18 protein-coding genes, 1 tRNA gene and 1 riboswitch are annotated in these 24,938 nt (G+C 39.8%); of the genes, 18 read left to right on the forward strand and 1 reads right to left on the reverse strand.

Annotated features, from left to right (window positions below):
* On the forward strand, window positions 1-598 hold a 598-nt coding region (locus FJ218_06255; GenBank protein MBM4166502.1), incomplete at its 5' end, for a MoxR family ATPase.
* A gap of 87 nt (window positions 599-685) precedes the next feature.
* Window positions 686-2,845, forward strand: a complete 2,160-nt coding sequence (locus tag FJ218_06260; GenBank protein ID MBM4166503.1) for a VWA domain-containing protein — start codon at window positions 686-688, stop codon at window positions 2,843-2,845.
* A 70-nt stretch (window positions 2,846-2,915) separates the two neighbouring features.
* Here the strand turns inward: FJ218_06260 and FJ218_06265 are convergent, their stop codons facing one another.
* Entirely contained in the window at window positions 2,916-3,317 is a 402-nt protein-coding gene (locus FJ218_06265) for a hypothetical protein (protein MBM4166504.1), read from the reverse strand.
* 175 nt (window positions 3,318-3,492) lie between these two features.
* Here FJ218_06265 and FJ218_06270 point away from each other — a divergent pair, with 175 nt between their 5' ends.
* The 16 genes from FJ218_06270 to FJ218_06345 all read left to right on the forward strand — a co-directional run bounded on the left by FJ218_06270 (window position 3,493) and on the right by FJ218_06345 (window position 24,523).
* Entirely contained in the window at window positions 3,493-4,107 is a 615-nt protein-coding gene (locus FJ218_06270; protein MBM4166505.1) for a sigma-70 family RNA polymerase sigma factor, read from the forward strand.
* Entirely contained in the window at window positions 4,104-4,628 is a 525-nt protein-coding gene (locus FJ218_06275) for a hypothetical protein (GenBank protein ID MBM4166506.1), read from the forward strand. Before FJ218_06270 ends, FJ218_06275 begins: the two co-directional genes overlap by 4 nt.
* Window positions 4,592-5,545: a 4-hydroxybenzoate octaprenyltransferase gene (locus FJ218_06280; GenBank protein ID MBM4166507.1), complete on the forward strand. Its 954-nt coding sequence runs from the start codon at window positions 4,592-4,594 to the stop codon at window positions 5,543-5,545. Before FJ218_06275 ends, FJ218_06280 begins: the two co-directional genes overlap by 37 nt.
* A 70-nt stretch (window positions 5,546-5,615) precedes the next feature.
* Window positions 5,616-6,191, forward strand: a complete 576-nt coding sequence (locus FJ218_06285; GenBank protein MBM4166508.1) for a UbiX family flavin prenyltransferase — start codon at window positions 5,616-5,618, stop codon at window positions 6,189-6,191.
* A gap of 416 nt (window positions 6,192-6,607) precedes the next feature.
* Entirely contained in the window at window positions 6,608-9,046 is a 2,439-nt protein-coding gene (locus tag FJ218_06290) for a DNA translocase FtsK (protein ID MBM4166509.1), read from the forward strand.
* Between the two features lie 2 nt (window positions 9,047-9,048).
* On the forward strand, window positions 9,049-9,756 hold the full coding sequence (locus FJ218_06295; protein ID MBM4166510.1) for an outer membrane lipoprotein carrier protein LolA: 708 nt from the start codon (window positions 9,049-9,051) through the stop codon (window positions 9,754-9,756).
* Window positions 9,753-10,781 (forward strand): flippase-like domain-containing protein, encoded by a 1,029-nt coding sequence (locus FJ218_06300; GenBank protein ID MBM4166511.1) that lies wholly within the window; start codon window positions 9,753-9,755, stop codon window positions 10,779-10,781. Before FJ218_06295 ends, FJ218_06300 begins: the two co-directional genes overlap by 4 nt.
* 31 nt (window positions 10,782-10,812) lie before the next feature.
* Entirely contained in the window at window positions 10,813-11,526 is a 714-nt protein-coding gene (locus FJ218_06305) for a hypothetical protein (GenBank protein ID MBM4166512.1), read from the forward strand.
* A 105-nt stretch (window positions 11,527-11,631) separates the two neighbouring features.
* Window positions 11,632-11,705 (forward strand) — tRNA-Arg (locus FJ218_06310).
* A gap of 219 nt (window positions 11,706-11,924) precedes the next feature.
* Entirely contained in the window at window positions 11,925-13,721 is a 1,797-nt protein-coding gene (locus tag FJ218_06315; GenBank protein MBM4166513.1) for a T9SS type A sorting domain-containing protein, read from the forward strand.
* A gap of 95 nt (window positions 13,722-13,816) precedes the next feature.
* Window positions 13,817-15,607: a T9SS type A sorting domain-containing protein gene (locus FJ218_06320; protein MBM4166514.1), complete on the forward strand. Its 1,791-nt coding sequence runs from the start codon at window positions 13,817-13,819 to the stop codon at window positions 15,605-15,607.
* Window positions 15,608-15,664: 57 nt separating this feature from the next.
* Window positions 15,665-18,508 carry a hypothetical protein gene (locus FJ218_06325; GenBank protein ID MBM4166515.1) on the forward strand — a complete coding sequence of 948 codons (2,844 nt, stop codon included), beginning with the start codon at window positions 15,665-15,667 and terminating at the stop codon, window positions 18,506-18,508.
* Between the two features lie 43 nt (window positions 18,509-18,551).
* The gene (locus tag FJ218_06330; GenBank protein ID MBM4166516.1) at window positions 18,552-22,061 is read left to right on the forward strand and encodes a T9SS type A sorting domain-containing protein; all 3,510 of its coding nucleotides are present in this window, start codon (window positions 18,552-18,554) and stop codon (window positions 22,059-22,061) included.
* 16 nt (window positions 22,062-22,077) lie between these two features.
* Entirely contained in the window at window positions 22,078-23,100 is a 1,023-nt protein-coding gene (locus FJ218_06335) for a PorV/PorQ family protein (protein MBM4166517.1), read from the forward strand.
* 68 nt (window positions 23,101-23,168) lie between these two features.
* Window positions 23,169-24,014, forward strand: coding sequence for a hypothetical protein (locus FJ218_06340; protein MBM4166518.1), 846 nt, complete (start codon window positions 23,169-23,171; stop codon window positions 24,012-24,014).
* Between the two features lie 89 nt (window positions 24,015-24,103).
* A complete protein-coding gene (locus FJ218_06345) occupies window positions 24,104-24,523 on the forward strand; it encodes a single-stranded DNA-binding protein (protein MBM4166519.1) in 420 nt (139 codons plus the stop codon).
* Window positions 24,524-24,640: 117 nt separating this feature from the next.
* Window positions 24,641-24,859: riboswitch (cobalamin riboswitch) on the forward strand.
* The last annotated feature ends 79 nt before the right edge of the window (window positions 24,860-24,938 follow it).

The following is a 24,938-nucleotide window of genomic DNA, read 5'->3' on the forward strand; positions in this document are numbered from 1 at the left end:
TGCACTTCTCGAATCAATGCAAGAGCACAATGTAACTGCGGCGGGACAAACATATCATCTCGACGAACCGTTTTTTGTTCTCGCAACGCAAAATCCGATTGAGCAGGAAGGAACATATCCTTTGCCCGAAGCGCAACTCGATAGATTTATGTTCAACTTGTGGCTCGATTATCCTTCGGCGAAAGAAGAACAAGCAATTGTAAAATCAACGACGAGTTCCGTTGTTCCGAAGTTGGAAAAAACTTTATCTGCGAAAGAAATTATCTTCTTTCAGGATTTAGTTCGCCGCGTTCCTGTTGCCGATAACGTGATTGAGTTTGCAGTACATCTCGTTACAAAAACTCGTCCGAACGATTCCACTGCGCCGAAGTTTATCAAAGATTGGTTGCGTTGGGGAGCGGGACCACGCGCATCGCAATATTTAATTCTCGGCGCGAAAACAAAAGCAATTCTCGAAGGACGACACACGCCGGAAATTGCCGATGTGAAAGCAATGTCGGGACCAGTGTTGCGTCATCGCATTGTTCCCAATTTCAATGCAGAAGCAGAAGGTGTTTCTGCAATTTCGATTGTGGAAAAACTTCTTGCGTCAAATTAAACGTCTGATATACGAATGACGAATAACTAATGACTAATTACTCTTATTTGAAAAGTCATTGGTTATTCGTCATTGGTCATTAGTAAAATGTCATCAACTTTTCATCTTTCCACAAGCGGAAATATTTTTCTTCTGATTGCGTTTGTTCTTGTAGCAATCGCCGGCGCATTTATTTTTTATCGCTTCACACTTCCTCCCGTTCCCAATTCGAAAAGAATTTTTCTTGCAACGCTTCGTTCGCTCGCATTGAGTTTATTGTTGCTATTATTGTTTGAACCGATTCTCTCGCTCGTAAAAACATTTCAGCAAGAACCTACGATTGCAATTCTTCTCGATAACTCATTGAGTATGACATTGCCGAATGGAGCAAAACAACGAAAAGATTTAGTGATAGAAAAATTCTCCGAAGAAAACTTAAAGAAAATTTCTTCTAAACTTTCGCCGAAACTATTTTCATTTGAACAAAAAGCAAAACAACTTCGAGCGATTGATTCGATGCAATTCAATGGCGAACTCACAAACATTGCGCAATCGCTTTCCGATGTAAAGAAAGAAATGCTTTCGCAAAACACGCAAGCGATTTTACTTGTGAGCGACGGAAATGTTACCGAAGGAGTGAATCCGATTTACGAAGCGGAAGAACTCGGTGTTCCGATTTTCACTGTCGGACTTGGCGATACGGTTGAACAAAAAGATATTCTCGTTTCAAAACTCATTACGAATAATGTTGCATATGCGGAAACAAAACTTCCCATTGATGTTTCGATTCGCAATGTTGGCTTCGATAATCATAATGTGCAAGTTTCGTTGTTAGAAGATGGAAAACAAATCGAACAGAAAATTGTATCACTGAAAAAAGAACAGCGGGAAATTCCGCTTTCCTTTTCTGTCGAACTCAAAAACGAAGGTGTGAAAAAATTTTCTGTCAATGTTTCTTCGCTCAAAGATGAACTCACAACAAGCAACAATACACAAACTGTTTTCGTGAATGTTTTGAAAAGTAAAACGCCAATTGTTTTATTTGCCGGAACTCCAACTCCAGACGTTGCAGCGATTCGACAATTGCTGAACGAAGATGGACATTTTTCGTTGCATACGTTTGTTCAGAAAAAGCAGAATGAATTTTACGAAGGAATTGTTTCTCAGAAAACTCTCGATAGTGCAGAATGTTTTGTGTTTGTGAATTTTCCTTCGAGCGCAACGAGTTCACAAACAATTCAACAACTTGCAGAATTATTTCAACGCAAACAATCGTCGTTATTTTTCATTGGCGGAAAAAATGTTGATTACAACAAATTGAAACAATTTCAAAATTTTCTTCCATTTGGTTGGAACAGCGTAAGCGCAAGCGAGTTGGAAATATTTTGTGAAGTAGAAAATCAATCGTTGTCGAATGTACTACTCAATGCAAGCGGAACAATCACCGTTTCCACGTGGAATCAACTTCCTCCGTTGTACAAAACACAAACAATCGTTGAAGCGAAAGCTGATGCAGACGTGCTTGCGTATTCTCGGCTGCAAACAATTTCGTTGAATGAGCCCCTATTGTTGGCACGTTCACTCAATCGTCAGCGAACCGTTGCGTTTGTCGGTTATGGAATGTATCGCTGGCGTTTGATGAGCGGTGGAAATTCTTCCGTACAAAATTTTCTTCCGACATTTTTTACGAATGCAATTCGCTGGTTGATTTCCAATGAGAATGATAAACCGATTCGTGTTGCGCCGACGAAACAAATTTTTTCCGGTACCGAGCCGGTTGAATTTTCCGGCATTGTTTCCAACGAACAACTTCAACCACTCGATTATGCGAATATTGAAATTACCACTACGAAAGAAAATTTTTCTCGTAGTTTTGTTCTTCAAAATATTGGAAGTGGAAAGTACAACGGTACACTCGATGATTTGGAGGCGGGAGATTATTCCTATTCTGCCAAAATAAAACGAGGAGATATTGAAATCGGGAAAGATGGTGGGAAGTTTTCTGTCGGTTCACTCACGGTTGAATTTTTGAAAACAACGATGGATAAGCAACTTCTCGAACAACTCGCATATAAAACCGGCGGAGAATTTGCAACATCGGAAAATTACAATGCGCTTTTAGAAAAAATTCTTTCCCGAAATTTTGAGCCGAAGGAAAAGATTCAACATTCCGAAATTGAACTTTGGCATTGGCAATATATTTTATACGGAATAATTTTTCTTCTTGCAATGGAGTGGTTTGTAAGAAGAAGAAGTGGAATGTTGTAAGCGATGTGAGATTTGCGGTTTTAAATTACCTGCGCATACCGCAAATCCCACATCACATATCTGTTTTCTGTTACGATACAGAAGAATTGCTTTCGTTTGCTTGTGTTGGAGGAATTATTTTTTGCTGTTCGTTTTTCTTATCAATAACAAAATATGTTATGAGAAGTGCAAGACCAATGGAAATTGCAATAATGGAGAATTTAAATTCATCGCTGATATGTCTGTCCATCGTGTCAAAATAACCGACGAGAACAAAACCAACTCCCGTAAAGAAAAACATCATTCCCCATTTGAGTGTGGAGTATTTATCCTTTTGTTTTGATTTGTCGCGTTGAAAAACTGCATTAATCATTTCCGGGGTCATTCCGCGTTCCATCGCGTACATTTTTTCGCGATGTCTGGAAATGATGAAAATGCTGAAGACGATAGCCATTGTGATAAAGAGTGAAGTTGGAACGATAATTTCTGCCATAACAATTTTCCTTTATGAAATGTAAGTTGAATATGTTGTAATAAATAATTGTAGTTGCTGTATCGTTTGACTTGTTCTCCAGAAAAAATGTTTCTTTCGCCGAAAGATTTTTTGTAATTTCGCCCCGAGCTTTTTTTCCGATTGAAAGAAACCTTTCTATTTCTTTGTTAGTCTAATGACTCGTGAGACGAATATATCAGCATTCGGTATGCTACTAAGCGATAGCGATATCATTCAACGCGTGAATGCTGGCGACACACGACAATTTGCGGTTTTGTTGGAACGCTATCAAAATAAAGCGTACACACTTGCAATTCGTTTGCTCAAAAATCGTGAAGATGCGGAGGAAGCGACGCAGGATGCATTTATTCGCGCATTTAGGGCGTTAAAAAAATTTCAAGGTTCTTCTTCCTTTGGAACGTGGCTGTACAGAATTGTCTACAATGTTTCACTCTCTAAACTCAGTTCAAGAAAAGATATTTTTCAACCGCTTGAAACGGAAAGTGAAGACGATGAACCGCAGCGTGAGTTAGCGATAGAACCTTCTGCCGTTGATACGACGTACGAACGGGAAGAAACTAAAACACTCGTTCGCAACACAATGGAAAAATTACCGCAACATTATCAGGTGATTTTGACATTATTTTATATTGAAGAATTACGCTACGATGAAATTTGCGAAGTTACCGGACTTCCTTTAGGAACAGTAAAAACACATTTATTTCGAGCGCGAACCGCATTACAAAAAATTATTTCCAAAGATTTTTCTCGGGAAGAAATTTCCTTATGAATCACCCTTCGAACATACAACTTAATGAATACGCTGACAATGCGTTGTTGCTAAGAGAGAGAGATTCCGTTCACCGACACGTTCGTGAATGTTATCAATGTCGTCGCTTTGTTCAATCGTTGCAATCTTTGGGAACGGTAATTCGCCAAACATCCCTGGAAACGCCTTCGCCGAATTTTACCGAACGTGTAATGTTTTCTGTAACGCAAGAAACGTTTTTCTCATTCGCATGGAAGCCGTTGATACTGTTTGTTCTTATATTTTTGGTCAATACAATTTTCGTGTATCAGCAAGGAAATCCACCGGAAATAACGGCACCTTCGCAAACGAATAATTTAATTCAGTTGGTAAAAAATTATGTTGCGTTCGGTACGCAAATGTTCGCTGGTTTTGTAGAAAAGTATTTATCGCTTATCGGAGGAAGTTTTTTTGCTCATTCGTGGTACCTTGTTGTTGCCTTGCTTGGCGCCTATCTCTTTGATAAATTCTATTTGAATGCACTCGTTCGGAAGAAAGTGTAATTCTCTCTAATTTTCCCTATCTTTTCCGCGAAAAAATTTCAAGCAAAATTTCTTTCGCCTTTGTGAAAACGCTTCTTCGATTTGTAAAAATAGAACATTCTCTTTTTTCGCTTCCGCTTATTTTTTCCGGAATATTTCTTGCGGAAAATGCGAAAGAAATTTTCACGTTCACGTTTTTTATTCTCGTTTTACTTGCGGCAATTTCCGCTCGACTTGTAGCAATGTCGCTCAACAGAATTATTGATAGAGAAATTGACAAACGCAATCCGCGCACAGCAATACGCGAACTTCCCAGTGGAAAAATGACATTATCGTATGCTTCAATAATTACAATAATTTCAAGTGCAATTTATTTTTCCGCTGCGTTTAATGTTTCGGAATTTTGTTTCGTGCTTTCTCCGATTCCACTTATCATATTTATTGTTTACCCATATCTCAAACGCTTCACGCAATTTGCGCATTTTGGCGTTGGTATAGGATTATCAATGGCTCCGCTGGGCGGTTGGTTTGCGGCAAAAAGTTTCGGGGGAAATTTTCTCTACAATTCTTTTTTCGATTTGCTTCCGGGAATGTTCATTACACTTTTCACGATTTTGTGGGGAACGGGATTCGATATTATTTATTCTACACTCGATGAAGAGTTTGATAAGAGAGAAAATCTCTTTTCGTTTCCTTCGCGTTTCGGAAAAGAAAAAGCGTTACAATATTCTGCATTGCTCCATATTCTTGCGTTCTGTGTTCTCGTTGCGCTGTATTTTGTTTCGGTGAAAAGTTTCATAGCGCTCCCATTTCTTTTACTCAGCGGATTTCTTCTATATCTCGAACAAAAAAAATCAAACGACGTTGAACTTGCATTTTTCAAAATCAATGCGGTGTTGGGATTTGTCGTATTCATTATGGTTTTACTGAAAAATTAAAAAAGTTATTAGTCATTGGTAATTTGTCATTAGTTCTACTTTTGAACAAACTACCAATTACTAATGACCAATGACAAATTGCTTTTCAAAAAAAATGAAGATAATAGTAGGTATTACTGGAAGTTCCGGCGCAATTTACGCACAAAAATTTTTAGAGAAATGTCCCGATGATAAATTCCTTGTTGTAAGTAAGTGGGGAAAAGCGTTGCTGAAGGATGAACTGCGAATTTCTGAAAAAGAATTGCAACCGTTTATCAAAAAACAATTTGACGACAACGATTTAACTGCGCCAATTGCTTCAGGCTCAAATTATTTCGATGCATTTGTCATTCTTCCATGTTCCACTTCTACTCTTGGGAAAATTGCAAGCGGCATCGGCGATACGTTGATAACACGCGCTGCCGCGGTGTGTTTGAAAGAGCGATACAAACTCATTCTCTGCATTCGCGAAACGCCGCTTTCCACTATTTCACTCGAGCAATGCACCAAACTTTCAACAAACGGAGTAATTATTATGCCGATTTCCCCGCCGCTTTATTTTGTTCCCAAAACTGTTGACGAATACGTGAGCGCTTTTGTCGAAAAAGTATTGCACGTTATCGGTGTGCGAAATGCGAAAGGATGGAGAAGCGAGGAATTGGAGTAAAGAAATAAGGTCGTGTTTTACGAGAGTTGCTGGCATCTTTCAAAGACTGTAAACGGTCTTGCTGGACGAAAAAAATCATCAATGATTCTTTGGTTCAATCCCGATGTATCGGGTTTTTTTTGCCGTAGCGCGACCATTGATAGTCGTGGAAAAATTTTCTTTTTATTCTCTATTTTCCATTTATCAATACTAGAAATCGCTGAATGGGGAAGAAATGTCTTAATGAGTCATTCTCGATTCATTGGGATACTTTGACACAAAATCACTTTCCATTCTATAGGTCAAGGAACGTAGCCGTATCTTTAACAAGTTGACAAAAAATTATTTTTACTAAACATACGAGGCACAAATTTTTCTCATCCATTTCTTTTATCTCTTTTCCCTTCATATTTTCTCCTATAATTTTTTCAATCCCGTTGTCAAAAAAGAAATCTCAAAAACAAAAACCTGATTCATCTCCGCGGCGACGATGGCAAATTCTTTCCGTCGTGTTGATGCTTGCGGCGTTGTTTCTCATTGTGAGCATCGTTACGTTTTCCGATGACGATATTCGCATAGTCGAAGGACGTTCGTTCGTTTCCCTGTTCTCATCGTCGTTTTCACCACAAGAAGCGGGCAAGCCGGAAACGCCGATCAATGTTAATAACTCGCTCGGACTTTTTGGCGCGTGGGTTGCAAACTTCTGTATCACGTTTTCGCTTGGCTATCCTGTCATCGCTTTTCCATTCTTAATATTATTGTGGGGAAGCACAATTCTCTTTCGTTGGAATACTATCAAACTTGTTGTGTTCACGAGTTATGCTGTAATTTTTTCACTGCTGCTTTCTTCGTTCTTCGGAATTGTTCCCCGCATGTTTTCATTGCAACTTTCTTCATCGTGGAGCGGAGTTGTCGGCGCATTTCTTGCAGAAGGATTTATCAAATTTCTTGGCAATGTCGGCGCATTCCTAATAACACTTGCGGGGCTTTTTATCACGTTTGTTCTTGCTGCCAAAATAGATTTATTCCGAGCCGCGCAAGGAATGAAATCTGCGACAACAACCTCATTCCAATGGATAAAAGAAAAATTTTCTAACGAAAAGAGCAACGACGATGAACCAGGCGATTCCTTTTTCAGTATAAAGAAAACGGATGACGAAGTTGAAAACGAAAGTATAACAGATGATTACGAAGAAGAATGTTTTGACGAAGAAGCATCCAAAGAACAAGAAGAACAAACGATTTCACCCCCCATCATTGAAATACGAAAGGAACCGGAACCAAGAAAAATTGTTTCACCAAAAAAGAAAGAACAGAAATATTCGCACGAAACAGAAATTGTTAAGGGCGCATTGCCGGAAGACCAACTCGATTATGTTCTTCCTTCAGTGGATTTGCTCGAGCCGATAAAAAAACAGGAAGAAATTTCTAAAGACGAACTCGAAGCGAACGCAGAACTTGTAAAAGTAAAACTTGCGAACTTCGATGTGAACATAGAAAAAGTTGCTGTAACACCGGGTCCTGTTGTAACGTTATATGAACTTACTCCCGCAACCGATGTGAAGATAAGTCGTATTGTTGCGCTTCAGGACGATTTGCAACTTGCGCTTTCTGCACGTGGAATTCGAATCATTGCGCCTATTCCCGGAAGAAATACCGTCGGTGTTGAAATTCCCAATCGCAATCCTTCCATCGTTCAGTTGCGCAGCATTATTCATTCGTCGCGATTTCAGGAATCGAAAGGAAAACTTGTATTGGGGATCGGAAAAACAATCTCGGGAGAAATTTATGTTGATGACTTATCCAAGATGCCGCATTTGTTAATAGCAGGCGCAACGGGTTCGGGCAAAAGCGTTGGCATCAATACGATTGTGATGAGTTTGTTATACCGAATGTATCCGCATGAATTGAAATTTGTCATTGTTGACCCGAAAAAAATCGAGATGTCGCATTATGCGGCGTTGCGGAATCATTATCTTGCCGTTTCGCCGGATATTGACGAAGATATTATTACGAATTCGAACAACGCGGTTATTGTGCTGAAAAGTTTAACGTTTGAAATGGATGCGCGGTATGATTTGCTTGCCAATGCAGGGGTGCGCAATATTTCCGATTACAACGAAAAATTTAATGCGGGAAAAATTCCTGTTTCGGCGGAAGAAGAAAACAGAATTCGTCATCGTCGGTTGCCGTATATTGTTGTTGTCATTGATGAACTCGCCGATTTGATGCTGACCGCGGGGAAAGACGTGGAAACTTCTATTGCACGCCTTGCGCAAATGGCTCGTGCTGTTGGAATTCATCTTGTGCTTGCAACACAACGTCCTTCTGTAGATGTTATCACCGGTGTTATCAAAGCGAATTTTCCCGCGCGCATTGCGTATCAAGTTGCAACGAAAATTGATTCGCGCACGATTCTCGATATGAATGGCGCGGAACAACTTATAGGACAAGGCGATATGTTGTTTCTTCCGGGAAGTAATCCGAAACCGATGCGAATGCAGAACGCATTTGTTTCTACAGAAGAAGTGGAACGCGTTACAGATTATATTGCATCGCAACCGGGATATGCAGAACCGTATCGACTTCCGTCAATCGTGGAGAAAAAACAAACAGGAATAAACGGAGAAGAAATTGCGGGATTAGATGATAAACTGATTGTCGAAGCCGCGCATCTCGTTGTTGCGCATCAGCAAGGTTCCGTTTCGTTGTTGCAGCGGCGACTTGAAGTAGGTTATGCGCGGGCAGGGAAATTGATTGATGCCCTCGAAAAAATTGGTGTTGTTGGTCCTCACACAGGAAGCAAAGCCCGCGATGTTTTGATTGATACGGAAGAAGAACTTTCGAGAATATTGGAAAGTTGGAACATCCGATAACAATGAAAAATTTCAAATTAAAAATGAAAAGTTGTTTTGAAATTGATTTACGGATTACGAATTACCAATTGCTAATGATTGTGATTGGTATTTTCTCCTTGTTCTCTACGCGTTGCTCTCCGCTTTATGCTCAAACCGATGATGCGCAGAACATTCTCAAAAAACTTTCAGCGAAATACGAAACAATCAACGATGCAACGTTCGATTTTTCGCAAACGATACGCATTGGCGTGATGAAACGCGAGCAATCGTTTGAAGGAACACTGATGATGAAACGGGGAAAAAAATACCGTATCGAACTTGAGCAGCAGATAGTTGTAACCAACGGAAACATTGTTTGGTCGTATTCGAAAGCGAATCAGCAAACGTTGATTGATTCCATGCGCGACGACCCGAAAAATTTTTCACCCGAAAAAATTTTACTGCAGGTGCCGGAAAATTTTAATTCAATATTTTTGAAAACGGAAAAACTCGACGGCAAACAAATGAGTGTTCTGAAATTGACTCCGAAAGACGTTCGTTCGTTTATTGCTTCGATGAAAATATGGTTTGATGCTACAGATTCGCTGATGAAGAAAGCGGAAGTTATAGATGTGAACGACAATTTCACGCAATATGTTGTGAAGAAAATTTCTCTCAACAACAATATTGACGACGCAGCGTTTCACTTTACAATCCCTGAAAAAAGCGAAGTCATAGATTTGCGATGAATGGAACAATAAAAACATTCCTGAAATTCGGGATAAGTTTTTTGCTGACTGCAGGATTTCTTTTTCTATCGTTTCGCGGAACAGATTGGAATGCGCTTGTAGATTCATTACGAAGAGCGAATTACTGGTGGATGGTTGTAATGTTCATCGTACTAATGTTAAGCCACGCAGTTCGCGCGTATCGTTGGAAATATTTTCTTGCGCCGATAAAAAAGAGCGTTCGCTATCGCAATTTATTTTCCTCATTGATGATTGGGTATATGGTCAATAATTTTCTTCCACGCGCCGGTGAACTCGTGCGTCCGTACACCATTGGAAAACTTGAAGGATTTTCGCGAAGTTCGGCGTTGGGAACTGTTGTAATGGAGCGGCTCATTGATTTTCTTTCGTTCATAGTTCTGGTTACGTTCATACCGTTTGCATATTCAGGTCCATTGACAGAACAATTTCCGTGGCTTGTAGAGACAAGTGTTATTGTGAGTGTTGTAACGCTCTTTGCAATTAGTTGTATTCTTATTCTTCTTTCGCGCAGAGATTTTGTGTTTCGTTTGTTTGGATTTCTAACTCGATGGATTCCGAAGCCAACAGCGGAAAAAATTGAACAGATTGCTCATAAATTTCTTGACGGATTTCTTTTCTTAAAAGAACCAAAACACTATGCGATGATTATACTCACGAGTATTCTCGTGTGGCTTCTCTACATTATTATGATGTGGGTTGCGTTTTTTTCTTTTCAGGAAATGAACAACTCATTGCTCGATTTCAGCGCGGCGCTCGTATTGCAGGCAATGTCGAGTATAGGCGTAGCAATACCAACACCGGGAGCAACGGGTTCTTATCATTTAATTACGATTCAATCGCTCACGCGTTTGTACGGCATTAATGAAACGGTCGCGCGGAGTTATGCAACGCTTACGCATGCAGTTGGATTTTTAGGAGTCGTTGTTGTGGGATTGTATTATTTCATCCGCGACCATTTACGCGTTTCCGAAGTGTTGTATGAAAATATTGCTGTTGAAGAATAAAAATAGCAATTTCCAATCGGTATTAGAGCGAATGTTTTTTTCATTCGTGCTGTTCGTTCATTTCACGTTACCGCTTTATTCACAAGCAACTCATACTACAAAGCCTGTTCTGCCTTCGAGGAAAGATTTATTTCAGAATGTTTCATTAAGTTTTTCCGCAGGAATGGGAGTATCGCTTATCAGTCTTCCTGATATTGCTGATTACATCAATTCTAACAATCCCGAAGAACGTGCAGATGAGTTCAGAGTTGTTCCCGATTTTTTTTCTTCTGGAGAAATTTTCCTCACGAAATCGTTGGGGGCAAAACTGGAATATGAATATATGTTCACGTCGTATAATTCTCTACAAAATGATTTTTCACGTAGCGAACGTATTGAATGGCATATGCCGACGTTGATTGTGCAACAATTATTTCCTTCCGATTATTCAATGTTGAAATTAGGTGCAGGAGTTGGTTATCATTGGGGAAACGTGGAAGAAACATACTATGGATTTTCCACCGATTATATTTCGTACGGAATAGGTGTGAAAGGGGAAGTGGAAGGGAACACTGCGCTCAGCGAAAATTTGTTTGTGTATTTTGCCGCAGATTTGCGCATCAATTTTTACGGAACACTTCGTTCGCGCGAAGGAGAAACAATGAGAATTAAATACAAAGAATTGGATAACAGTACAATTTATCGCACAGCAACACTCAATTTTTTTTCACTGGGTTTTAAGTTAGGAATTATTTTATACACATAAAAAACTGGTGGAAAATATGTGTAGCAAGTTTAGAGAAATGCAAAGAAGGAAGCAGAGAATTTTTTAACTCAAAAAATAAATCGTAATTTTTTTTGCAATAAAAATGCGCCTGTAGTTCAACTGGATAGAGCGTTGGCCTCCGGAGCCAAAGGTTTCGGGTTCAAATCCCGACAGGCGTACACAAATGTTCCGAATTATTAAGAAGAAGAAATTTTTATTTTTTTTCGCATAATGCTTGACAAAGTTTTCGAAGTTGTGTATATTTTCACGCATTTAAATACGATACAATAGATTTTCAATAAATCGTATGGTGTTTTTTTGTATTGCGCGTTGAAATTTCAGCGTCAAAGTTTTCAAATTCATTTAATTCAATTCACATATTTCATGGAGTTAAAAACATGGTTAAAAATATAATATCTCTATTTACGTTACTCGCAGTTGTTAGTTCAATCGCGTTTTCTTCTGGTTCAAAATTTCTCAGACCGAATCAGCCCAAAAAAGCGGCAATTGAAATTCCTTCGACTTCCGTTATCAATCCCTCCGGCGCCAGAAAATCAAGCCCAAGTCAAGATAGTCCTTTTGATTTAACTTGGGTGATGATGGACAGTATGCCAAATGCTTATGGTCCATCCAATTCTGATGTTAATCCTTTGAATTACGACCCGTGGTGCAATGCAATTGCAATGATTTATCGAGGACATTTATTGTATGACCCACCAAATCCGACGACGGGAAGTTTATGGTACGGAAAGTCCACGGATGAGTTTGCAACATGGCAACGTGTTGCGAAATTAAATGCAGATGTTGACCAATACGGACGATATCCAAGTTCTACAATTTCAAATCCGGGACATGCATCTGACCCATCCAGTACGATTTTTGAATATTCATATCCTCATCTAACTGGCGGTGCTGGTTGGGGAACTCTTGGTTACGGTTTAGATCCGTTTGGAGCGGGTACCCCATTTACTACGCTTTATACTGGACCCGGCGACTATGCTTCACAAACATATATTACTGTATCTGACGATGGTGAACCCAACGTGTACTTAATTGTAGAACGAACGACAACTCCTACAACGCTTGAATTTTGGAGAACAACAAACCAAGGTGAAACTTGGGCGGTTGCTGCTTCATGGAGTTCAGAAATTGATGTGCTATACAATTCAAGAGTTCATTGCAAAGGAAATACTGTTTATGTCGAAGTAACGACAGTTCCTGCTGGAGGAGACCATATAGTGATGAAGATAAATAAATCCACAGACAAAGGAAGTACTTGGAGTGGATGGGAAATAGTAGATTGGCGAACAATCAGTGCATTGTCCGAGTACGATGATTTTGGTACAGTTGACGGCCGAATTGCTCATGATTTTGTCGTTGATGCAAACGGAAATGAACATATTTTCGTTAGTCTTATTGATACGAACGCAACTACGGGCGGATTTGATATTGTAGAAATTTATCGCGATGGCGCAAGTTGGTCATCGTATGTAGTTGCGCCAAGAACGCAATCGTTTAAACCGGGATTTGCCGCACTTTCGCAAATGGATAATGAACTCTTCGCAACCATTAGCGAAGACAGAAACGCTATCGTTGTAAAATGGATTGATGCGCCGGCTGAAGGTGATACGGTGAACACGGATATCTTTACCCGTGGAAGAATCATTACTCAAAATTGGGGTTCTATTCAAAACCAAACACAAACCGGTGGTGACTTCGGACGTGAAATGACAACACATATTGCTTCGAGATTCGAAAATGTAGGTGCAAATAATATGGCGTATGTATATTTATCAAAAATGGAACAACTAGACCCAACAGTTACTGATCCCAATTTGGATGACACGCAACCGTGTGCTTTATGGGGTGCGAAAGCAATGGTAGATTTTACTCCTGGAGGAGGAGTCAACGAACGCGAACCTGGAGTTCCTTCGGGATATTCGCTGTATACAAACTATCCGAATCCATTTAATCCCACGACAAAAATTGCATTCGATTTACCGAACGCTTCGAATGTAACATTGAAAGTGTACGATATAACAGGAAAAGAAGTTGCAACACTTTTTGATGGATATCAGCAAGCAGGCAAATACGAAGCAACATTTGACGCTTCGAAACTTGCAAGCGGAATCTACGTTGCAAAAATGCAAGCGGGAACCTTTACCGCAAGTCAAAAAATGATTTTGACAAAGTAATAATTTATTTGGAGAAGCTCCTTTTTTTTACAAAAAGAAGGAGCTTCTCATCTTTTTATAGATGTTTCTTTTGATTTCTTGTAATCGCATTTAAAATGCTGATGATTATGAGTAAAGCGGTTTTCCTTCTCTTGTTCGTTTCCTCGACTTTTGTTCTTTCGCAAGAGAAACAATGGGTAAGTAACGATACAAGAGACTTCGAAGATGCGCAACTTGAAACACAAGTTCAGTTTTCAAAAAAGAACATTCAGAAGAAATTTTCGTATAAGCAATTGGGTTCAGGAATTCCAACAGGAATTTGGGGATATTGGGATTTTCAAAGTTATGGAGCACCGACAAATTATATAAAAATAAATCCGAATTCTTCGAACCACATACACTCGATAATGACGATTAAATACGATTCAGGCGATGGTATCACTTCACCGTCGCGTCGAATGTCCTATTCATACAGTTCCGACGGTGGCAATTCGTGGAGCGCAGTTCTTGCCGATTCTCAAACATTTCTTCCATCTGATGTGCGTTCAAATTTTGGGTCATTACAAATAGCACCTTCATCAGGGATTCCTCACATAGTTACGCAAGCGCGATTGAGCGGACAAACTGCAACGCAAACAGTTGTTTATGTTGATGAAACGGAAGGCGCGCGAAATTTTACAGAACTCGTTTCGCCGATGTTGGGAACATCGAATGACCAACCGATTTGGCCCAACAGTACATTTACGTCTTCAGGTTTTCTTTCCATTGTTGGAGGTAGAGTGAATGCTAATAAGCTTCACACAACACGAATGGCTCCCAATCAGACATTTGATAATTGGTCAAGCGAATTTGCGGTTGGCGATGACCGTTCCGCGCATATCGTTGGCGGTTCAGGAGGGAAAGTTGCATTAATAACGTACAGCAGAGCATTTGACGGTTTATACTTTTATGAATCTACGGACGAAGGAAGCACGTGGGGAACTCAACAACTCATATATCATACGGGAATTATAGGACAAGATACGTTTGCAACACAATGGACGGGATTCGATGCGATGTATGTTAATAACGATTTATTTGTGGTGTTCGGAATCGGTCAAGCAGTTTTTGATTCATTAGGTTCTTTAAAAGGTATTGCAATCAATTCGAAAGCACGTATTGTTTTATGGAAGAAAAGCACCAATGCAATTTCTACTGTAATACAGAAAAACAATGCGCCGGGAAATATGCTTGATTCGCTTTCTTCATCAACAAAGGCGCAATTCAATCATTCATTTGCATTGAATTTTCCGGTTATGGGAAAAACAGCAAACGGAACACTCATTATGGCGTGCGATTATTTTCAGCAAGGAGTTACGGATAATGACGGTTGGAATTACAGCGATATTTTAGTATGCGCTTCTTCGGATAATGGAACTACTTGGACAGCAGTTATCAACGCAACCAATACGCCAACGCTCGATGAGCGATATGTTGGTATGTCGTCGTGGAATCCGAATGGATGGGCATATCTGCAATTTCAGGAAGATGTCATCCCCGGGACATCATTCTCCGGAGACAATCGCCCAGTTTCGCGCAGTTACCAAAAATTTTTGAAATTCAGTTTGAGTCTACTCTCAACTTCTGAACAATATCAAAAACCAAAGCGGTTTTCCATTTCGCAGAATTATCCAAATCCCTTTAACCCAACGACAACTATTTCGTTTTCGTTGCCGGATGAAGCAAACGTGGTTTTGAAAGTATATACTATTTTAGGAAAAGAAATTGCAACGTTGGTAAATGAAAGAAGAAGTCAAGGTGAACACAGCGTTGTCTTTCATGCCAGCAAATTTTCGAGTGGTGTATATTTTTACCGATTGCAAGCGGGAAAATATTCTGAAATGAAGAAGATGGTTTTCATCAAGTAACGATTTTTTTTATCATTATTTACAAACATTTATTAACAATTAACTTAGGAATTGTTTATGAAGAAACTAATAACAACTTTTCTCCTTTTTGCGGGAGTAATGTCATTCATAACTCCCAACTTTGTTTATTCGCAAAGTGCAGTAGGAAAACTACAAGGAAAAATCTCCGATTCCGAAACCAGAGAAGCGCTTGTTGGTGCTACAGTCCTTATTGAAAACACACAAGTTGGTGCCGCGACGAATTTGGAAGGAGTATATGTTATTCTCAATTTGCAACCGGGAAACTACACGGTAAAAATAAGTTATCTCGGGTATCAAACGCAACGAATTGAAGGAGTTCGGATTGTATCTGGCATTACGAAAGATTTGGATGTAAAACTAAAACCCACGGGAGTTGAAGTAAATGAAATCGTTATTATGGCAGAACGTCCGCTCTTTGAAGCCAAATCTACGAACACGGTTAAGGTATTCGATACCAAAGAAGTATCACAAATTCCGATTCGCGGAGTTGAGCGTGTTGTCAGTTTGCAAGCAGGTGTTGTTTCTGCCGAAGGAAGCGGAGGTGTTGATGGGAACTCGACAATCAATGTGCGCGGTGGAAGAGGAAACGAAGTGCTATACATCGTAGATGGCGTTCCTCAAAATAGTGTTCTCACCGGCGAAAACAGAAGCCAAGTAAGTGACCGAGCCATTGAACAAATTTCGTTTCAAGTTGGAGGATATGAAGCAAAATATGGACAAGCACAAAGCGGTATAGTCAATATTACAACACGTTCGGGAAGTGCAAAATACAATGCATACGCGGAAGCGGTTACGAGTTCGTTAACGGATGATTATGGATACAATCAATATACGATGAATCTTTCGGGACCAATTATTCCTGGAGAATCAAAACATACATTGTTTTTATCCGGCGAACGCGGATGGTTTCAAGATGCAGACCCTAGTGCCGTCGGATTGAATATTCTGTCGGTGAGCAAGCAATCGAACTCGTTGCCCAACAATTCTGCTGCTGTTTGGAGATTTTCAGCAAAAACATTTCATAATCTTGATTTTATAACAGCACGCATAAGCGCAAATATCAACACTCGTAACGGTCGCGAATACGTACATTCGTACGCAAAATTGAATCAACAACATAATCCACGATTTGAAGACGTAAATCAAACGTTCAGTATGCGACTCAGTAAAGATTTCGATACGAAAACGTTCTTAAACGTCAATGTAGGATATAAACAGTTCGACAGAGAACGCGGAGACGGATTATGGTTTGATAATGTGCTTGCATACGGCGATACATCGTTGAACAGTGAGTTAGAACTTCAGGGTTCAAATCTTTCAAGAGAAGCCATTGGAGTATTTTACAAGAAAGGAAGAGTGTTCAATTCTTTCCAGAAAACAAAGAATACAACAATGACGGTGGATATGGATTTCTTTACACAAATGGATAAGCACTTAATTGAAGTCGGCGCAGGGTTTTGGTCAGAAAATATCCGATACTTGTCGTTTGGTCCATTATCGCTTGCAATAGATAAAGGAACGAGAACTCTCGACGAACGATTCAGACTTCGTAATCCTTTCACGTATGGATGGTGGATTAATAACGACGGAACATTCAGAGAAACAGGTGATGGCGAAATTGACCCTGTTACGGGATATAAAATTGCGCCGAAGAAACCGCTCATTATGTATGCGTATGTTCAAGACAGATACGAGTTGCAAGATTTAGTTTTGAATGTCGGATTACGATTCGATTATATTGATACAAAAGCAGATGTCTTGAAGGATGAATTGCTTCCGTTTGCTTTCGGCGATCCGGAAAAATATGACCCGTTAGATTTTCAAGAAGCAAAAGCAGAACAATTTATCAGCCCAAGAATCGGATTAGGATTTCCCGTTACGGCAACTACCGTGTTTCACGCGCAATGGGGGAAGTTTATTCAGAATCCACGACTTTTGGATGTCTATACAACACCGTTTGATTTACAGGATTTAATTCGCGATAATAATTTACCCGTTAATACCGGACACGTAAGCCCCGAACGTACAACACAGTATGAAATCGGATTGCGTCAAGTTCTCAGCGAAAACCAAGCGGCGCTCAACGTTACTGCATTTTACAAAAACACGCAGAATCTTACTAACAACACGACGCGTTTTTATCAGAGACAAGTAGGCGGACAAACGTTGAGATATTACGGTCCCTCCAATTTCGATTTTGGAACAGTAAAAGGAATGGCGTTTACGTTAGATATTCGAAAAATCAGTTACTTCTTTGCATCCATCAATTACACATTATCGCTTGCTGAGGGAACCGGTTCTTCGTCATCTTCGTCTTCAACGGCAACCTTTCGAAACGATGATGGCGAAGTTCCCATCGTCATTGCTCCGTTAGATTTTGACCAACGTCATACAGGAACAATCAATTTTGGTTTCGTTACGAATAGAGGAGAACTTGGCGTTTTTGAAAACGTTGCATTAAATGTTCTTACATCATTTAACAGCGGGCGTCCATATACCCCACTTCAATCGCAAGATTTACTCGCAGGAAGTTCCAATTATGGCGACACAAAAGGATATGTCAATTCTGCTTATGGACCAGGAACGTTTATAGTTAATTTAAAACTTGAAAAAACGCTACAATACGATAAACTTACCTTGACTCCTTATCTTTGGGTGGAAAATCTCTTTGACGCAGATAACGTTGTAGATGTATATCGTTCAACAGGTAATCCATATACAACCGGCTGGTTAAATTCTTCGGAAGGTCGCGCCGCAGCAAACAGCAGTCCAAACACAGAAGATTTCATTTCGGATTTCAAAGCGTGGGAAAAAGACCCTGCGAATTTTGGAATACCGCGACAAATTCGTTTGGGCTTTAAAATTAGTTTCGACGAATAACAATAAACAAATAATTTCAGATAATTTTAAGGAAACAATAAGTATGAAGAAACATATTTCCCTTCTTACGTATATCACTGCACTTTTCATTGTCCCGTCTATGCTCTTTGCAGCAAGAGAAAACGGTCCAAACTATAAAAAGCGCACGCAATATACTTCGCAGAAAAGTTCTGCACCGGATGCGTACGTGTTTTGGATAAACAACATCATTATGCCGTTTAATGCCGATGGCGTTGTTGCCGATGTTCGCGTGGGCGATATTGAAGGCGGTAGTTTTCAATCTACAGATAAACAATTTCTCTTTTCAGGAGGATTTATGCTCAGTGGAATTTCGCACGATTCTGTTCTTTGGTCGAATGCAGTAGCAAGCGCATCACGCGTTACTGACTACGTCAAGGGACGTGTTCAAGACCCTGGTTCCGATAAACCCGGAATTTATGTAGTAGATAGACTTGACCCTGCATTTGGCGAATCGTGGCAAACGTGGAAAGATGCCGTTGCAATGGGTGCTGATTTCTACGACGGAGATGGAGATGGAATCTACAGTCCCATTGATAAAAATGGAAACGGACTTTGGGATTCGAACGAAGATGCTCCTGATTTGCTCGGAGACAAAACTGCGTGGACTGTTTACAACGATGCAGTTGAATCTGCTCAAAGAAGATGGACAAATGTTAGCCCCCAAGGAATTGATATTCAGCAAACAATGTTCGGATTTCGTTCAGCTGGTTCTATTGGCAATATGCTCTTTCTTCGTTATAGAATCATCAATCGCGGAATTGTTGATGACGAAATGGATTCCGTGTTTTTTGCTGTTTGGGCAGATCCGGATTTAGGCGGAAGTCAAGGGTATACAGATGATTTAGTCGGTTGCGATACTACAAGGAATGCAGGATTTACATGGAACGATGGTCCTGATCCAACGTTTGGAGTAGAAGCGCCAGTGTTTATGATTTCGTTTTTCCAAGGTCCTGTTGCTTATGTTCCTGGAGAATCTTTTACCGACGTGAATTCGAACGGTGTCTATGATGTAGGAACGGATATACCATTAGATACTGCGTATAATGTACGTGGTCAACTACTCGGCATAGACACAATTCCCGGAGCAAAAAATCTTGGATTGTCTTCATTTGTCAATTACGTACAAAGCGATCCGACACGCGGGGACCCGAATACTCACATCGAAGCAAGAAACTATATGGTAGGACAACTGCGAACAGGAGATTTACTTGGTCCTTGCACGGATTCGTACGGAAGTGCGCACGGTGGAATTCCTTGTACTTCTATTGATTCAGTCTATTGGTATTCTGGCGACCCTGTAACGGATTACGGATGGATTTATACAACACCCGGTGATGTGCGACAGATGCAAAATATCGGTCCTTTCAAATTGAAAAAAGATGAACCCATTGATATCGTTGTTGCGTATGTTGTTGGTCGCGGTTCTGATGCGAAAAACAGTGTAGCAGTTGGAAGAACTATTGTTGATTTATCGCGAAAAGTTTATGATGGAAATTTTGAAGGAGCGCCAACGCCTCCCATCGTTCAGCCGAAAGTGCGTACAACCGAAAATACCATTGAACTTCTTTGGGATACGAAAGACCAGTTAGCGTTTAACGCGCAAAGTTCAGTGTTCGATTATGATTTGCGTTTTGAAGCATTCGAAGTTACAATGTATCATACGAATTCTACTGCGAGAGTTGAAGGCGGAAGAGAAAACGCAAAAGTTGTTGCGCGGTTTGATTTGGCGAACAATTATCAAGATATCTTGGTGGAAAGTCCGTCTACAGGAGAGCGAACAATACTCATTGCCAAAGGAACGCAAATTGATTCTGGCACCTATGCAACTGCAGAACGTGGAAGGATACGAGTGTTAATTGATACAGATCCATTTACAAGCGCACAACTGGTAAAAGGGAAACCATATTTTATTTCCGTTATCGGATATGCAGTAAACAGAAATGCATTAAAACAAGTGAACCCAAATCAAACAGTTGGTGCGTATTATTTGGACGGAGGAGCAACTGTTCAATACTCTGCAAATGCATATTCCATCCTCAATTCATCAGTTAATGGAATTCGTCCTGGTGTTGATTTCAATCAACCGTATGTCGTTGGAGATAACGCAGTTTCATTAAGCGGTGGTGCTGAAGGAACGGTTACGTATGATGAAGTTGATAAATCGCTCATAACTGGTGATGAGTATGAAGTATCTTTCTTTAAGAACAATGCATCAACGAAATACAGTATGTATTGGAGAATAAAAAACGCTTCGACAAATACGTTGCTCGTTGATAGTTTGAAAGACGATGTTCGTTCTGGCAATACGGATGCGTTTCCAATGGTTGATGGAATAATGATACGTGCAGTAGGTGTTGATGCCAGTATAAAAGCGTCATCGTATGCACCATATGCAAACAAATGGTATAGCAACTTTACGAATAAAATTACCGGAGTGTATTATACAGGAAGAGATACTGGTGTTCCGGGACTTCCTGAAATATTCCCCGGTGGGTATAATTCAACTGCAAAGTTTGAACATTTACGAAATATTGAAATACGATTTGGAGTGTCACAAAAAGCATATCGGTATGTGAAATACAAAACCGGTCCAACGTATGGAAAATTTCAATATGCAATGGCAATGCCAGTAGATAGAGATACGCTGGCGAATGGAAGAAAAGGATATCTTGATGTGCCGTTTCAGGTTTGGGTGAAAGATGCACGTTACGGTGAAGAACGTCAACTCGCATGCGGCTTTTTAGAAACGGAACAGAGTTTTCGCAAACCTAATGGTATGTGGGAACCAGATTCATTTTCCATTGCTGGAGATTCCGGTTCAAATGAATATATAGTAGTTTTTAATGCTCCATATACTGCTGATACGTCAATTGAATTTACCGGTGGAAGTTTTCACGGTGTAACACGCTGGGCAAATTTTCAAGATGGATGGCAAATTCCAACTGCGTGGGATACAACGCATATAGGATTAACTCCGGATATGTTAAAACGAGCGAATGATAAGTATTTTGGTGGCTTATACATTATTGGTTTGCAGCAAAAACGAGATACCAGTGGTAATCTTTTGAGTTATCAATCGGGAGATAAAATAACAATTCCGATTACCTATCCTTTTACCCCGAATGATACATTTAGAATTCAAACGAAAAAGAGCGGGGTGCATTTAACGTCCAGCGACAGAAGAAAAATGTTTGAGAAAGTAAATGTTTATCCTAATCCGCTTTTTGCATATAATCCACTCGGAAGTTATCTTGGCGGAAGAACAGATGACCCATTCGTTACGTTTTCCAATCTTCCGGAAGATGTTACGATAAAGATTTATACGCTTTCGGGAACACTGATTCGCACACTGACTTCAACGGATAAAGCATTAGGAATGTCCTCTCCATATCTTGAATGGGATCTTCATAATGATTATGGATTGCGCGTTGCATCCGGAATGTATATCGCAATAGTTTCTTCTCCCAACATTGGCGAGAAAGTATTGAAGTTTGCAATTATTATGCCACAAAAACAAATTCAGAAATATTAAACCAAGGAGTTCTGTTATGAAGCACGTACTATTATTCCTCACATTGATTACTCTCACTTCTTCTCTTGCAGTAGCAGGAGACGAAAAACGAAAAGGCACAAATGGTGCTGATCAATTACTTATTCCTGTTGGCGCAAGGAGCATCGCAACGGGCGGCGCTTTTATTCCAAGTCTTAAAGGAGTTGAAGCTATTTACTATAATCCTGCAGGATTATGCGCAAGCGAAAAATCTGAAGCGATGTTTAGTTATATGTCATACATCGCCGATATCAATGTTTCCTATCTTGCTGTATCTGCAAATATTGAAGATGTCGGCGCATTTGGTTTAAGTTTCAAATCGCTTGACTTCGGAGATATTCCGCAGACAACCATTGAAGACCCCGATGGTAAAACAGGAAGCACGTATTCTCCTGGTTATTATACGTTGGGACTTACGTACTCAAAAAGTATAACCGACAGAGTAAGTGCTGGATTTACCGGAAAACTTATTCACGAATCAATAATGAATACGTCAGCAACCGGCGCAGCAGTGGATTTTGGAGTTCAATACCGATTCCAAAATAATCTCTCCATTGGTGTCGCAGTTAAAAATATCGGTTCTGATATGAAGTTTGTCGGTCAAGATTTGCAAACACGAACAGAAGTTCCCGGTTCAGGTGTCGGAACAGGTAATGCTATGTATTCACCGGAAACGGAGCCATTTCAAATTCCGAGTTTTTTTGAACTTGGATTAAATTACACGCACGATTTTAACACCGAAAACTCACTGATGATGGGAACTGTTTTTAGAAATAATAACAATCTGCAAGACCAATATATGTACGGTGTTGAATACAAAGTGATGAACGTTTTTGCGCTACGAAGTGGTTACGAAATGGTTGATAGAAACAATGAATCGAATGTTTATGGATTAAACTTCGGCGTAGGTGTTGAATACGATACGGAAAACTCCGTTCGTGTTTCGTTCGATTATGCATATCGTTCGATTAAAGATTTTCCTACGGATAATCACGTATTCACTTTAAAACTCGGTATATAAATAATTTCATTATTCTCCACGAGGAATCTTGATACGTTCAAGATTCCTCTTTTTATGTACAAACAGCAATGATATATCCTTTCATACTTTTTTTTAGTTTTTATTGTTTCCTTGTTACAGAAAAAAAAACATCTCTGTTCGGTGCCTTTCAACAAGCCATTGCAATCTCCGTTGATAATGCAGGAAATATTTTTATTCTTGACAAAGCAAATCATTCGGTCCAAAAATTTTCATCAAGCGGAGATTCGCTCGCACAATTCGGAAGTATGGGATGGGGAAACTTGCAGTTCGATTCGCCGCGAGATATTTGGGTGAAAAACGGTTTAGATATTTTTGTTGCAGATTACAACAACCATCGCATTCAACGATTCAGCAGAAAACTTACGTATGTTGCTACGTTATTCACTCGCGATGATGAATCCTCGCTCACACGCTTTGGTTATCCAACTTCATTTGCAACAAATTCAAAAGGAGAACTTTTTGTGTGCGACGGAGAGAACAAACGCATTATCAAATTTTCTTCATTCGAAAAGGCAGAAATTGCATTTGGCGGGTTTGATGCGGGAAAAGGAAAACTTCGTTCGCCTCTGCAACTCGAAATAGACAGCACCGACAGAATTTTTGTTCTTGAAAACAATCGCATAGTTTCGTTCGATGCATTTGGAAATTATGTAAGAACATTCGGCGAAGATATTTTGAAGAACGCAACGGGTTTCACGGTATACAGCGATGATATACTCGTCGCAAACGGAAATGAACTTGCGCTTTTTTCGCTCGATGGCGATGTTCTCGGTACGTTACCCATATCCGATTTTATTTCCGATGATGCTCGAGATGAAATTATAGATGTCGCCGTTTGGAAAAACACGATGTATTTTCTTACTTCACATACCGTGTATGTCATTCACCAATAGATTTTTTTTGGAAAACTGTTTTTGTTTTACAAAAAATACCGTACTTTTTCCCACGTTTTTATTCACTGTAATCATAAAGGAAATTATTTATGGCTGGAAAAAGTTTAAACAAAGTAACATTAATAGGACATCTTGGCAAAGATCCTGAAATACGTTATACGAAATCCGGAATGGCGGTTGCCTCTTTCAGTCTTGCAACAAATGCAACGTGGCAAGACCAAGATGGAAATCAACAAGAAAAAACTGAATGGCACAACATTATTGCTTGGACAAAACTCGCAGAAATTTGTCAACAATGGTTAAAAAAAGGACATCAAATTTATCTTGAAGGTCGTTTGCAAACGCGCAATTGGGATGATAATGCTGGTGTCAAGCATTACATTACTGAAATCGTGATGAATGATATGATAATGTTAGGAGGGAAGCGCGACAATGCGAATGCTCCCGCAACTCCTCTCCCGGTTGAAAATTCACCATCTTCTGGTTCTCCCGACGATTTGCCGTTCTAAATATTTAACAGATTTTTTTTAATGAACCCGTGAAAAAAAACTTCATGGGTTTTTTCATTTTTATAAAAGAAAGTATATTCACCACCGATTTTAATTCACTGTTCAATTCAGTGCGTTCTTTTATATACAAACGTTGGTGTCCCGATTCTTTTCGGGATGAAAAGGGAATTCCGTGATTCTATTTGTAGAAAAATCGGAAACTGCCCCGCAACTGTAATTCCAATAATTTTTTGAACATGCGTCACTGTTCATTTTCTTGAATGGGAAGACGTTCAAAATTATACAAGATTTGTATGAGGAAAAGTCAGGAGACCTGCCAATGTTTTTTTCACAACACCTTCGAGGGAAGTTGGCGGAACAATGCATTTAGCAGGTTCATTTTCCCATCTTCTTTATTGAGGATGGGATTTTTTTT

The organism is Ignavibacteria bacterium (genome assembly GCA_016873775.1).
Classification (GTDB): Bacteria; Bacteroidota; Ignavibacteria; order UBA10030; family F1-140-MAGs086; genus JAGXRH01.